The 13981-nt window shown below is 34.5% G+C and carries 12 protein-coding genes, 2 pseudogenes and 1 riboswitch; of the genes and pseudogenes, 6 read left to right on the top strand and 8 right to left on the bottom strand.

Annotation, left to right across the window (positions count from 1 at the left end):
• The first annotated feature begins 25 nt into the window (after window positions 1-25).
• Window positions 26-517, top strand: coding sequence for a hypothetical protein (locus tag K1X16_RS10100; RefSeq protein ID WP_225036033.1), 492 nt, complete (start codon window positions 26-28; stop codon window positions 515-517).
• A 115-nt stretch (window positions 518-632) separates the two neighbouring features.
• Here K1X16_RS10100 and K1X16_RS18055 read toward each other — a convergent pair whose 3' ends face one another.
• The 3 genes from K1X16_RS18055 to K1X16_RS10085 all read right to left on the bottom strand — a co-directional run bounded on the left by K1X16_RS18055 (window position 633) and on the right by K1X16_RS10085 (window position 5143).
• Window positions 633-2603, bottom strand: coding sequence for a histidine kinase (locus K1X16_RS18055; RefSeq protein WP_225036032.1), 1971 nt, complete (start codon window positions 2601-2603; stop codon window positions 633-635).
• 339 nt (window positions 2604-2942) lie between these two features.
• Window positions 2943-4415, bottom strand: a complete 1473-nt coding sequence (locus tag K1X16_RS10090) for a sensor histidine kinase (RefSeq protein ID WP_225036030.1) — start codon at window positions 4413-4415, stop codon at window positions 2943-2945.
• A 5-nt stretch (window positions 4416-4420) separates the two neighbouring features.
• Window positions 4421-5143, bottom strand: coding sequence for a LytR/AlgR family response regulator transcription factor (locus K1X16_RS10085; protein ID WP_195870404.1), 723 nt, complete (start codon window positions 5141-5143; stop codon window positions 4421-4423).
• 256 nt (window positions 5144-5399) lie between these two features.
• Between K1X16_RS10085 and K1X16_RS10080 the strand changes: the two genes are divergently transcribed.
• The 5 genes and pseudogenes from K1X16_RS10080 (at window position 5400) to K1X16_RS10060 (ending at window position 10280) form a co-directional block, all read left to right on the top strand.
• Window positions 5400-5783, top strand: coding sequence for a DUF4870 domain-containing protein (locus K1X16_RS10080; RefSeq protein ID WP_225036028.1), 384 nt, complete (start codon window positions 5400-5402; stop codon window positions 5781-5783).
• A gap of 24 nt (window positions 5784-5807) precedes the next feature.
• The gene (locus K1X16_RS10075; RefSeq protein WP_225036026.1) at window positions 5808-7526 is read left to right on the top strand and encodes a T9SS type A sorting domain-containing protein; all 1719 of its coding nucleotides are present in this window, start codon (window positions 5808-5810) and stop codon (window positions 7524-7526) included.
• A 364-nt stretch (window positions 7527-7890) separates the two neighbouring features.
• Window positions 7891-8202: pseudogene (locus K1X16_RS10070) on the top strand (InlB B-repeat-containing protein); the annotation flags it as partial.
• Between the two features lie 27 nt (window positions 8203-8229).
• Window positions 8230-9132, top strand: coding sequence for a BspA family leucine-rich repeat surface protein (locus K1X16_RS10065; RefSeq protein WP_225036129.1), 903 nt, complete (start codon window positions 8230-8232; stop codon window positions 9130-9132).
• 380 nt (window positions 9133-9512) lie between these two features.
• Window positions 9513-10280: a patatin-like phospholipase family protein gene (locus tag K1X16_RS10060; RefSeq protein WP_225036024.1), complete on the top strand. Its 768-nt coding sequence runs from the start codon at window positions 9513-9515 to the stop codon at window positions 10278-10280.
• Window positions 10281-10427: 147 nt separating this feature from the next.
• Here K1X16_RS10060 and K1X16_RS10055 read toward each other — a convergent pair whose 3' ends face one another.
• From K1X16_RS10055 to K1X16_RS10035, 5 genes and pseudogenes are all read right to left on the bottom strand, one after another.
• On the bottom strand, window positions 10428-11324 hold the full coding sequence (locus K1X16_RS10055; RefSeq protein ID WP_225036022.1) for a 3-hydroxyacyl-CoA dehydrogenase: 897 nt from the start codon (window positions 11322-11324) through the stop codon (window positions 10428-10430).
• A 316-nt stretch (window positions 11325-11640) separates the two neighbouring features.
• Window positions 11641-12264, bottom strand: coding sequence for a hypothetical protein (locus tag K1X16_RS10050; protein WP_225036020.1), 624 nt, complete (start codon window positions 12262-12264; stop codon window positions 11641-11643).
• 11 nt (window positions 12265-12275) lie between these two features.
• Window positions 12276-12785, bottom strand: a complete 510-nt coding sequence (locus K1X16_RS10045) for an outer membrane protein (RefSeq protein ID WP_195870396.1) — start codon at window positions 12783-12785, stop codon at window positions 12276-12278.
• 246 nt (window positions 12786-13031) lie between these two features.
• Window positions 13032-13217: pseudogene (locus K1X16_RS10040) on the bottom strand (hypothetical protein); the annotation flags it as partial.
• A gap of 157 nt (window positions 13218-13374) precedes the next feature.
• Window positions 13375-13731 carry an iron chaperone gene (locus K1X16_RS10035; protein ID WP_225036018.1) on the bottom strand — a complete coding sequence of 119 codons (357 nt, stop codon included), beginning with the start codon at window positions 13729-13731 and terminating at the stop codon, window positions 13375-13377.
• Window positions 13732-13822: 91 nt separating this feature from the next.
• Window positions 13823-13915: riboswitch (TPP riboswitch) on the top strand.
• The last annotated feature ends 66 nt before the right edge of the window (window positions 13916-13981 follow it).

The following is a 13981-nucleotide window of genomic DNA, read 5'->3' as shown; positions in this document are numbered from 1 at the left end:
TTAAAAAAACAATAAATCTAAACACATGAAAAGCTTCAAAATAAAGAATGCCATTTTATTATTACTTGTTTGTACTATGCTGATGAGTTGTGCCTCGTTTCAACAGCCACTCCCTAAAAGTCTTTGGGGAAGCTGGGCTTTTGAACAAACTGGAACAATAATTAATGGTTCTAACCAACGTCTTTATGACTATATCAATGTTTGTAGTAGTCAAAGTGATCGATTGCGCTTTTCCTCAGATCATAAAATGAATTTACGTTGGTATGATGAAGCCTGTACTATAAACGAATATCTAATTGGAAGATACCACGTGGAGCAAAATACCTTAAAGATTAAATTGGAAGATAGTCACCCTTATCAAGATAGTCCGTTTCCACTTATCACGGAATACCGAATTATTCAAATTAATGCCACTACTTTAAAGTTAGAAGAAATTCCTAATGCCGATTGGCGCAATAAGGATAATACAAAATCTGGTTATGAAGCGTTGGTTTATATTTTTAAGAAGCTTGAATGATTTAATTTCGGTAATAGGGTCTATTGCATTTTAAATTGTAAGATGGTTGGTCAATTAAAAATCTTTAATTCCTGTCGTTATTTTTGACAACATATCTATAGGGAGTTTGTTTCTTTTAATGTTTATCTCTCAATAAATTTATAATCACTTTTGTTCCTGCTGGCTGCCCGTCTTTATCTGTTTTATCAACAATTTCAATATTTATTTTATCCGAGGAACTTTGGTTATACAGTTCTACCCGCTCTTGTATAATCTGCATCCCCATGCTTTTATGAGGTTTTTTTACACTCTTTTTTACGTTATTATTTCTTCCCACCCCATTGTCTTCAATAATTATTTGTAAATTTTCTGAATCGGGAACTATCTCTATAAGAAGTAGTTTATTATCTGAGGTACTAGGCAGTAAACCATGCCAAATCGCATTTTCTATAAAAGGTTGCAACAATAAGGGAGGTATCACCGCATCTTGAACCTCTAGGCAGTCGTCACCTTTTATTTCATACATAAACCCTTCTTCAAAACGGTTTTCTTCCAACATTAAGTAATAGCTAGATAATTTAAGTTCTTCTTGTAGCGAAATAACATGTTGTGTAGAGGTTTCTAACACCATCCGTGTGTAACGGCTAAAGATCTTGAGGTATTTTATGGCACTCAGGTTTTGTTTACTCTGAATGAGGTACATAATGGCATTAAGACTATTAAATAAAAAATGAGGGTTGACTTGCAATCGTGTTACCAAAATTTCCGCTTGGGCCAAATTACGCTCGTAAATAGCATTCATTATTTCCTTTTCGGTTTTTTGAATTTGTGCAGTCGTTTTTTTCTTGGTACGATAATTTCGATATTGCAGTAAAAAAACAATAAGCAACATTACAAAGGCAACTATCAATAATAACAACGTTACCTTTCGCCGTTCTGATAATTGTTTTTGATTTTCCATTGCCGTTATTCGCAGCGCTTTATCCTTCTCCAGTAATTGGATTTGGTTTTCTTTCTTCTCTAGGTTGTATTGTCTTGTAAGCGCTTCAATCTTAATATTTTGATCAGTAATCTTAATACTATCTTCGAAGGCTTTAGATTGTTTGTAGTAATACAGCGATTTTTTGTAATTGTTCCTGTTTTCAAAAATTTGAGATAGACTCATAGAGTTGGCACTAGCAAGGTCATTCTGTCCAAGTTCTTTGGCCAGTGCTAGTGATTCTAAAAAATAACCTTCTGCTTGCTTAGTATTGTTTAATTTTAGCTCAATGTTTGCTAGATTTAGCAAGATATCTGATTGCCTATGCCTGTCATTTAAGATTTTAAAACGACCAAGAGCATTATTAAAATAAGATTTTGATTTCCCTAAATCTTTACATTCTTTTAGGTACGCTAACCCCATTGATTGATAGGTAAGGGCCAAACCAAAATCATTCCCGCTTTTTTTATTGAGCACGACTAATTTATCTAAGTAATTACGAGCCGTATTGTATTTTTCCTTGCTAATGTAGTAATCACTTATGGAAAGGTAATTAATTGCCATTCCCAAAGAATTATCCCGTGTTTTTTCAGTCTCCAGGGCACGTTCAAAATAAAGTAAGGCTTCATCTTCACGGCCAGAAATATTGATTAACGCATTCCCTATGCCATTACAAGAAATCGAAATATTCCTAAGGTCGTTCTCCTTATCCGCAATCTTTAGAGCCTTCATAAAATACAAAACAGACATCGCATACTTTTGAAGGTATCTAGCAGCCACTCCTGCATTATTTGAAAACCTCATTTTATAATAAGGTTTTACATTTTTATTTTTTATAAGATCAAAAGCTTTAATGTGCAAACCCAATCCCTCTTCATAATGTTGATGAAACCGATAAAGAAGCCCATGATTATCTAAAGCTCTGGCATATAAAAGCGTGTCTTTATATTGGAGTGCGCGTTCAACAGCACTTTCAGCATAAGCATATTCTTGCTCTTCGTCATGCTGGTTTTTATGGAGTGCTCTTGAGAGTTCAATTTCGAGGGTTATTTTTAGCGAATCATTAGTTGTTTCATTGTACAATGATTTAATACTATCGAGTTTCGATATTGATTGTGCTGTACTCACAGTAGATGTTAGTAGCAATAAACCTACCAGAGTACTTAACATAAGTTCTAACTGTTTACGCTCATCAAGATGTAGAAAAGAGGAAAGGTTCAAAATTAATTCGGAAATTAAATGGTTTTAGGTTTAGGACGCATAAAGAAATAATTGATACTTCGTTTTATCTCTTATAAATAAAGGCAGAACATTTAATCGCTTATGTTTTTATAGTTAAATTGAAAGTGCCTAATTCTCAATTTAGCCAAATTATCTTTAAAATTAACGCTTCTTTAGGAAAGAATAAAAGAAACAATAAAAAATCACGTATTTAGCAATAGGTAAATCTCATTTAAATAGTTGGTTTTATGGCTGTTTAAAGCAGAATACGAATTCAATTTCAGTACCAATGGCAAGGTTTTTTTCATTTTCTAAGTCATTGATTTTAAAGAAATAATTACATCCATATTTTTGATTGAAATGATTAAGTCGATCTTGGGTTATCTTCAACCCGATTGACTTCTTTTCAAATGATTTTCTTACAATGTTTTGCTTTGATTCTTCACGACCAATACCATTGTCTCGAATTAGTAAAATAACGGCGTTTTCTGATTGCGATAAAATTAGATCTATGTGCTTTTTACCTTTTCGCAACATTAGTCCGTGCCATATAGCGTTCTCTACAAATGGTTGTAAAATCATTGACGGAAGCCATATACTTTGGAGGTCTATATTTTCTGGATTTTTGATTGTAAAATTTATGTCTTCTTCAAAGCGAATATTCTCAATACTGACATAAAGTGCCAGGATGCTCAATTCTTCTTCTAAACTGATTTTTTCCACGTTACTGCTTTCTAAAATACTCCGAATAAGCTTTGAAAATTTGTTAAGGAAATAAACCGCTTTTTGTTTTTCATTATCAATCAAAAACACCTTAATGGAGTTAAGTGCATTAAAAATAAAGTGGGGATTCATTTGATTCTGTAGAGAGGTGAGATGCAGATGATGAATCTCATTTTCAAATTTAGACTTTAAACGTGAAACGCGTTCTTCTTCCGCTTTAGCCATCACGCTAATATTTTCAATTTCTTTTTCTTTTAATTTTTCTTCGAGAATTTTATTTTGCTCTTCTTTGATTTGTTCGTTTTCTATGGATTTTTGGAGTAATGTAAAATTGATTTCCTTAACCTTATAGGCCAAACCAAGAGCGAACACAAATTGCTCAACAAAAATGCCTATATAGAAAAACGTAAAGGGATTAATAGCAAAAAGCTCCCATCCCATAATTGGGAAGAAAAGCGCGATCATTGCTAAAACGATAAAAAATCCTCCGCCCATAATAAAAAAATATTTCAATTTACCTGGAATAGAACAGGCTCTAAACAGCGTATAAATCGCAAATAAAAACAGAATGGGCACAAACACATAGATATAAAAATTATCAAATAAACTAGAGTTATTGGTAACCATAGCGTAAACAAAAATAGAGGTACCTGCTAAGAAGGCGATACCAACAACTTTTCTGATAAATATGTAAAATGCGTAGAGGTACTTTTTAACATCTAAAAAGTAAAGGAAAAACAGAAAATAAGAACAATTATAAATCACTTGGGTGTACCAACGTAGCGATTTGAAGCGTGTAGCGAGAAGTTGATCTCGCCATTCAATATCATAAGGACTTATGAGTATAAAATAAAATAATAAGAAAAATGTGTAGATTGTATATAACAAAAAACTTTTCTCCTTTGAGTTATAGCCAATAATTAGACTCATTACACCAAGGATGGCTAAGGCGGATACCGTAAATTGCCAAAAGAAAAGTGAGGGTACAAACTCCATTCGTATTATATTTTATCCAAAAAAGCTAATTTTCTACTTCGTGAAACCGGAATTTTTTTATGATTGTCTAAAATAACATAGCCATCTGTTTTTAAGTATTCATTAACCTTTTTTAGATTAATAACATAGCTATTGTGGACCCGAAAAAAATCATCATCAGGTAAAATGGACACAATTTCTTTTAATTTTTTGGAAACAAACAAAGGTTTTTTATCTACCATATGGATTTTGCAGTAGTTGCCATCACTATTGCAATAAAGAATATTTTCTGTATTCACAAAAATTAACTTGCCTTCTGTAGGAATGGCAATTCTTTTTTTGGTGTTTGCACTCAAGCGTTCTTCCAGAGCGTCATAAGTACGCGTATTTAATTTATCAGCCTTGATCTTTTCAATCGTTAATACCAAATCATCAGAGTCTATGGGCTTCAATAAATAATCCATAGCATTCTCTTTAATAGCCTTAATGGCATACTGGTTATAAGCCGTTATAAAAACCACACGAAAGGTTCTATTTTTAAAGTAATCTAAAAATTTAAATCCATCCATTTCTGGCATTTCTACATCTAGAAAAACACAATCTGGATTATTCTTCTGTAAATAAGCAATAGCTTCGTTTGGTTTTGTAAAGGTCGCCATAACCTCCACGCCTTGGCAAAAATTAGCAATCTCCCATTCTAAACTTTTTATAGCCTTAGGTTCGTCGTCAACAAGAATTATTTTTATCATTTCGATGAATTTTTTAATGAATGGTTTTCTAAGTTACTAAAAAAATAGAGGAACCTAAATATAATTGTATGGCTTGCATAAAACACACTGTATTTAGCTTAAATCCGCGGATGTTTGGTAATCGTACAAATTAGACCAATAGTCGGTATTTCCAATTACATTCAAAATCATGTAGGTTATAAAGTTCTTAGCCCCATTGACACAATTCATCTTTGAATATCAGCCATATATATGAACATTTGCTTTTAAAACAATTATGGACACAAACACAGACACACCCCAAACACATTCTGTAGAAACTTCAAATGATATGAATGAATCCCTTAGCAGTGAAGAAAAAAATATTGCAGTCATCTCCTACATCACTTTAATAGGTCTGATTATCGCTTTTGTAATGAACAATGATAAAAAGCACGCTTTTCCTAGTTATCACATCAAACAATCTTTGGGTTTAGGCCTTACCGGATTAGCCTTAGGTGTGGTTGGAATGATCCCCATTTTAGGATGGATCGTCAGCTTCTTGGGAATGTTTATAATGCTTTATTTATGGGTTGTAGGGCTTCTCAATGCTATTAATGGAAAACAAAAACCAGTACCTTTTCTCGGTGCGAAATATGAAGAATGGTTTAAGAATATTTAATAACAACGCAATCCTTAAAAAATCATGTTAAAGAACTACAATACAACAAAACACATCAAAAATTTCTTCCATAAAAAGCATAAGTTATGCCTCATCTTGGCTGCGTTGTTTTTTGGTACATCATTAATAGCTCAAGCCCCTGAACTGGTTAGTTCAGAAGCATTCCATCCTAGATTTTTAACGGAATATGACGGATTATTGTTTTTCTGCGCTCAGGATGCCGATGGCAAAGAATGGTTGTGGAGTACTGATGGCATTACTACCGTTAAATATACAGGATCTGCAACAGAAGAACATCCTGGTACTCAACCTCATAGTTTAACTGTATTAAATGACCAATTAATTTTTAGTGCTGTTTACCGTGAAGAAGAAGAAGGCAATTGGAATAGAGAACTTTTTAAATTTGACGGAACAGAACCCGTTCTTATTAAAAACATAAACCCTAATGGAGCGAGCGCTCCTGGTTATGGGGATCCTGGTATATTTGATTTTGGAAAACTTAATGACAAACTTTATTTTACAGCAGACAATGGCAGTGTTGGCTCGGAACTTTGGACTACTGACGGAACAGAAGGTGGAACACATTTAGTAGCAAATATAGCTCTGCAATTAGATCACAGCTACGCTCATTCGTTTGTGGAGTATAACGGTAAGTTACTTTTTACCGCTAAATACTATTATTTCGATAGAGGACTTCATATTACCGATGGAACGACTGAAGGGACAAGCTTGGTCAAGGACATCAGTTCTGGATCTGGCACTACTCAAATTAGAGAGCTTACTGCATTTAACAATAAAATATACTTTGCAGCAACCGGAGATTCTTCGGGAAACGAATTATGGGTAACAGACGGTACGGAGAGTGGAACTCATATGGTCAAGAATATTGGTTCATTTAGCTCTGGAAGTAAGCCTTCTGATCTTACAGTATATAACGGAAAGTTATATTTTTCTGCTGAAGATGAAACTTACGGACGGGAACTTTGGGTATCCGACGGTACGGAAGCTGGTACGGAATTATTCATAGACTTTAACACAGGCGTAGGTGGTGCTGGTGAACCTCTATCTGGTGATCCCGTTAACTTCATAGAAAATGACGGCAAACTCTATTTTGGAGCAAGTAATGAAGAAGGCCATAACAGTGCGCTATGGGCAACAGATGGTACTGTTGCGGGTACGGTAATGGTCAACGAGTTTAATCATAACCCATTACCGGTATTTTCCTATGATGATAACGTGTATTTTGTAGGTCCTGGTGGTACTACCACCTACAGAAAAGACCTTTGGGTGAGTGATGGTACCTCTGCAGGAACCCAAATTGTTGAGCCAGATAATACCACATCGATTTATTCTCCAATCTATATTGGCAACAATGACCATTTGAAATCTAGTTATAAAATAGTCAATGGAGTATTTTATTTTACAGCTAATTATGGCACCACTGATTCTGCTAATCAAAACAGAAATAAACTTTATAAAATAGATGCCTCTAGTTTAAGTGTTAACACCCCTAAAATAAGTGAATTTTCGGCCTATCCTAATCCTGTGATTGACGTCTTGCATTTAGATATTAATGCCAACCATATTCAAAAAATAAATCTCTTTTCTATCACTGGTCAATCTTTAAAAAGTTGGGATGCACAATCCGAAATCGATCTATCTCAATTTGCATCCGGAATATATTTTGTAAAAATCACTACAGGTGATAACCAAACTATGATCAAACGGGTAGTTAAGAATTAATGCCACCTATATTAAAAGACTTTTCGCCAATTAAAAATCAATGTACTTAGCCAAAAATTAATATTATGGAAACTCAATTTTTTTATCACGTTAAGCCTAGTGTTTACTTGCCTCTTTTCAAATACCACAAATGCCCAAGACATAGATACCAACATTGGCGTAATGCCTGCTTACGGTACCGAAATTGAAAAACATTGGTATTGGTGCCAAGCTTAAACGCAATGGAAATATTACGCCGTTCGCAGAGCTCAAATACGTCATTATAGACGGAGGACAGCTTGTGCTCGCAGCCGGTGTTAGATTTAAGATATAAACTAATTAAGAATACAAATTAAAAAAAGTATAACCCCAAAAATTAAAAAAAATGAAAACAATTAACGTTAAATTCAAATCCTTATTAATGCTACTTTTTGTATGCTTTACCGTTGCCAGTTGCAGCAAAGACGACGACAGCGATACACCTCCCGAAGAAACAACCTTTCAGGTTAGCATAAGCGCTTCCCCTAGTGAAGGCGGAACCATTTCTCCAGAAAGCGGAGAATTTGAGGAGGGCCAAGAAATAGCTATTACTGCCACTCCTGTTGATGGCTGGGAATTTAAAGAATGGCAGGGAGATGTAACAGGCACCGATAATCCCATTCAACTTACGGTAGATGCCACTAAAACCGTAACAGCAGTCTTTGAGAGTCTGCCCTTATTTTATTTGGCCGATAATGGCGTAACCGTAATGGCGCCTGATGCGGCTGTGGGAGATACAGGTGTTATAAATGGGATAACGTATACTAAACGTACGGCTGACCAGATTACTCCCGGCAACGCCAATACTACCTGTACAAGTGGTATAGAAAGTATGAGAAATTTATTTATTGGTGATAGTAATTTTAATGAAGACATAAGCAGTTGGGATGTGAGCAGCGTAACAGTTATGGCAGCCATGTTTCACAATGCCAGGTCATTTAACGGAGATATCAGTCATTGGGATGTGAGTAACGTAACACTCTTAGACAACATGTTTTATGGTGCCGAAAGCTTTAACGGAGACATTAACAGCTGGGATGTGAGCAATGTAACAAGTATGATGGGCATGTTTAACGGAGCCAAGTCTTTTAACAGTGACCTCAATGACTGGGATGTGAGCAGTGTAACAAATATGGACGGTATGTTTCGTGATGCTGAAAACTTTAACGGAGACATCAACAGTTGGGATGTGAGTAACGTCACAACCATGAGAACTATGTTTAATTCTGACACTAATACCAGCGAATTTAATCAGAACCTCAATAACTGGGATGTGGGCAACGTAATTGATATGAGCTATATGTTTCGAGGTGCCATCAACTTTAATGGAAATATCAGCAATTGGGATGTGGGCAACGTAACGGATATGAATATGATGTTTCTTGGTGCTGGTAATTTTAACCAAGAAATCAACTATTGGAATGTTGGTAATGTAACAAATATGGATGAGATGTTTAGAGATGCCACCAATTTTAATCAAGACCTTAGCCTCTGGTGCGTAGCAAATATTGCATCCGAACCAAGTCTTTTTGCCTTGAACAGTGCTTTAAGTAATGAGCATATACCAGCATGGGGCAGCTGCCCGTAAGCCTAAGATAAGCTATGTGGCGCATCTTTATCCTTAGGTGCGCCCATAAAATAGCGGTTAAACTGAAGGCGCATCCATGTATATTCAACAGTCTTTATTTCTATTTATGCTAACTCGTTTTCTGTAAATATAAATGACATAAGACCGCTTTGCTGTTAGACAAAAGAACCAAGACCTAATTCTAACACACTGGTGGCAAGCTTTATTAAAATTAAAATTTTTCTGCTTTAAATTGAATTTTCCAGTAGTTTGGCCTTATGCCTCAAAACTCTTGAAACCAGAAATTTAAATAAGATTTTAGTAGCTTAATTATTTTTAGTCGGACACTAATAATTATAAAAATCATTATACATTTATTAGTAAGCTTGTACCTTTGTAACATGAATATAGGATTAGTACTTTCGGGTGGTGGTGCACGAGGAGCCGCTCATATTGGAGTGATTAAAGCTTTAGAAGAACACGGTATTTTTCCCACTCATATTGCTGGAGCAAGTGCAGGGGCTATTGTAGGTGCTTTATACGCCGCTGGTGTACCATGGCCGGAAATATTGACGTTCTTTAAAACAACACCGCTTTTTCATACCAAACGATTTGCTCGAAAAAAACCCGGATTTTTAAATTCCGACAACTTCTATAACGATCTTAAATCCTATTTGCCAGAAGATAGTTTTGATGCTTTAAAAAAACCCTTATTTATTACTGCTGCAAATATCGTTGATGGCACATCAAAAATTTTTAGCAAAGGGCAACTCATTAAACCGATTATAGCGTCCGCTTCTTTTCCTGGTGTTTTTACACCTACTGAAATAAACGGGAAGTTTTACGTAGATGGAGGTACCCTAAATAATTTTCCGGTAGAACCATTATTAAACACATGCGATAAAATTATTGGTGTCTGTGTAAACCCATTAAAAACGGTGAGTATGAAAGATTTGAAACATTCTTACTCAGTAATAGAACGTGCATATAAAATAAAAGTGGCGGCAGAATCCTCAACTAAATTTCCAAATTGTGATTTAGTTATCAATCCTCAAGAATTGGTAAATTACAGCACTTTTGGAATGAATAATATGGACGCCATTTTTAACTTGGGCTATACAGCAACACAATCTGCCCTTGAGGAAAACAAAGAATTATTCATATCGTAAAATAGGATAATCACTCTTATTATTTTCAAAGTAAACCTTTGAACACTGCCTGTATTAAAACGGTTTATGTCCTCATAATTTCAACTGAATTATAGCCTTTTTTTTAGGGGTCTAAACATTAAATCATAAGTTGAACTCAAGTTTAAATTATTTTAGAAAATCAGCATCCTTATACGCTGGGTTTGGATAGTTATAAAAGCCTTCATTGGTTGCAACTCCTAATTTATTTTTATCAATAAAATTTTCTTTTAAGTAGGCTACGGTTTTTAATTTTAAGTCGTCCTTCGTTTTTTCTGCCGCTATTTTATCAATATTATATGCTGTGGTTATACCCACAATGTCTAGTATACCAAATGGGCCAACGGGTGCTCCTGTAGCTTTCATCCAAGTTTTGTCAATGGTTTCTGGCTTAGCAACTTCATTTACCAATAAACTTGTAGCAGCATTTAACAATGGCACCAATAAAGAGTTTAGAATATAGCCAGGTTGCTCTTTATGTAAAGGTAATGCGAGCATACCAATCGCTTTTGCAAAGTCAACTACAGCATCAAAAACTTTAGGGTCCGTTGTGTTGTGTCCCATAATTTCTGCTGTATTATGAATCCAAATTGAATTCGCGAAGTGTAACGCTAGAAATTTAGAAGGTCTCCCTGTGGCTTCTGCAAAATGACTTGGCAATAGTGTTGAAGAATTGGTTACAAAAACCGTTTTATCAGGTGCTACTTTTGCTAGCTTGGTATAAAAATCTATTTTAATTTCTGGATTTTCTGGTACAGCTTCGATAAGTAAATCGGCATCTTTAACTGCCTCTAGCAAATTTGATGTGTAACTTAAGTTTTGAAATGTTTTATCTAATTGTTGCTGAGTTGCATTTAGGTCTCTTTTAAATGCTTCACCAAGGCTACTGAATTTTGCTTTTGCTTTACCTAAAACAGCATCATTAATATCATAAACGGTGACGTTAAATCCATGAAATGCAGTTTGAAATGCAATTTGATATCCTAAAACCCCACTTCCTGCTATGGTTACATTTTTATAGGTCATTTTTTTATCGTTTTTAGTGTATTTCGATTCTACGGAAAATAGATTTCGATGTCTATTTCTTGAGTCATTATATCAATAGATGACACAAAAATAGGACTCTCAACAATGTTGCGTTATGACTTAAGTCAGTTACCCCAAAAAAAAATGCCCTAATCTAATAGGTTAGATAAGGGCAATTTTATACAAGAAATGAACGTATCCATTTCATATTAGTTTTCAAAAAAAATAAAATATTACTAACTCAGTATTTTTAATTGATTTTATATTGGTTTGAAACTTTTAGTATTATAATTACTTATTTCAAATCTTTAAACGATTAATTATAATTAAGACCTTCTAAAGGACTGATAACAATTGTACCAGAGCCTTGATAGATATTATCATCTTCATCTATAAAATCACCTGAAAAATTGAGTGTAAAACTAGTTACACCAGTAGCAATTGTAGTACCTGACAATTTAACATTTGAAAAATTTAAAGTACCAGAAATAGATTCATATATTGCTGAAGACCCGCCAGGTATTATAATCAACCCTGTCTCATTATCACCGCTGTTATCATCAGGGTGAGCAAAAGGATACAATGCCTCTCGGTTATCACCTAAATTAAACAAACCATAAATCATTTCCGATGAGGTATTATTAAGTATCGACATCGATATCACCATATTATCATCACCATCACCATCATCAGGATTTGATCCATATACTGCCGACACATTAAAAACGTCCTCTTCACCTTCTTGAGGAGGGTTAGGTATAGATGCCGAAAGCTCAATAGTTTCAGAAGCACCCACCAACTCTATATCATAGGTGTGGTTGCCTCCAATTGTTCCACCATTATCATCATTTGGATTATCATCATCACTACTACAAGCTGCAAATGAAAACATTAGGCTTATAAATAGGACTTTTAATACATTATTTTTTACTTTCATCATAGGTTTTTTTTTTAAATATTAAATTTTACACCAGCAGCAATAACTAGTTGACCGCCATCAATTATAACATACTTTAGCTCTGCAAATGGCAAGATATTACTACCAATTTCGAAGTTAGCACCTCCTCCTAAATTAAGCCCAAAGCGACCATCAGAAGCCGAAAAATCACCACCAAATCCAACAGCGTCATCGTAAGACACCTTAACACTTGAGTAGTTAAGTCCGCCTAGACCATAAACACTAATGTTTGATGAGTCTACAAAGTAATAATTGACATTTCCGTTTAGTTCAAACCAATTAACTTTTACTCCAAATTCATCTTTAGGTAAAAAATAGGTAAAGCTTGGTGCTATAGTTAATTGGTCGGCAATAGGAAATTCTGCATTGACACCTATACCAATATTTTCTATCTCAGTACCATAAGCTAAGTATCCGCCGAGTTTTGTTTGGTCTTGTGCATTAGAAACGAATGGAGCGAGAACCGCAATAAACACTCCTAAACAAAGTGATTTTAAAGTCATAATTTTAAAGTTTAATTAAAAAGATTTACAGCGATAAACATGAACTAACATACAGTTAAACAACTAATTTTTAGACTCATAATAAACGCCAATTAATATTTGTTTTACGTTCAAATATCTAATTTATAACTGTACCTATAAAGAACCTTTGTATAAATGACTTAAAATAGTGTACTAATAGTCGTATTTTGGATATACTATGTATTTTTCTACAATTCGAATGGAATACACCTCTCAATACAATGCTTAAGCAATTAAAATATAAACACCTATATTGAATGTGATTGTTACAGACAACAACCCTAAGTCCATTATCAGTTTAGAATAGAGTATTACTAACTTTAGTACCGAAATATCTTCTGGGCATTCCACTTGGCAAGCTTCAGTATTGGTGCAATGCCCAAAACCTTCTTCTTCCATTTGAATTACCATGGCAACCACGCGTTTGCTCGTTTCTGTTTGTCCTCGTTATTCTGGCATTGCTGTTTTGGGATTACGCTATTATGAAGTGATTGAAGAGGTGACTTGCGAATTAGATCACAAGATTGGAGGCTGTGTACTTAAGTTACAAAGAACTATATGGCTTGTTTTATTGTTCATTACATTGCATCTGCTTTAATAACAACGCTTTTATTTCAGTAGACGGGATGTCTTGGTTAAACTTTATCTGAATGGTCTTTTTACCTGTTTTGTAGCCTTTATCCTCAATGACTTTACGTAGCTCCTCCGTTAAGGCATCAATTCCAAAACTCACATGTTTTTTAGCTAATGAGAATCCTGCCACAATACCGTGATATTTATAAATTGGTACGTTCCAACTGATACCACCTTCGGCTTTAGGGACTGTGGTTTCAATAAGGGTTTTAAGATTTATCATCACCTCACGGGATTCTTCAGGAGAATTATCTATGAACTCATTTATTGTACTTGGTTTATTCTCTTTCATCATTTATGATTTTAAGCCATACGAAGTTATTGATTTTATTTTGAAGCCTTTGGTGCTTTAAGAGCTACCTCGTATTTTTTTTGTAAATTTGTGTATGCTTTAGGGGTATTCTGAAAAGAATTGAGAAAGACCCTTTGAACCTGATACGGCTTACACCGACGTAGGGAAAAGCAGAAAAAGACTTCTTTTCTAAAAGGTGGTCCTTTTTTGTTTTCAGTTTTTTCTTAAAGCTATTTTAATTTTAAAAAAA

Origin of the sequence: Winogradskyella sp. SM1960 (assembly GCF_020179375.1) — a bacterium.
GTDB lineage: Bacteria > Bacteroidota > Bacteroidia > Flavobacteriales > Flavobacteriaceae > Winogradskyella > Winogradskyella marina.
This window is presented reverse-complemented; position numbering and strand designations above follow the sequence as displayed.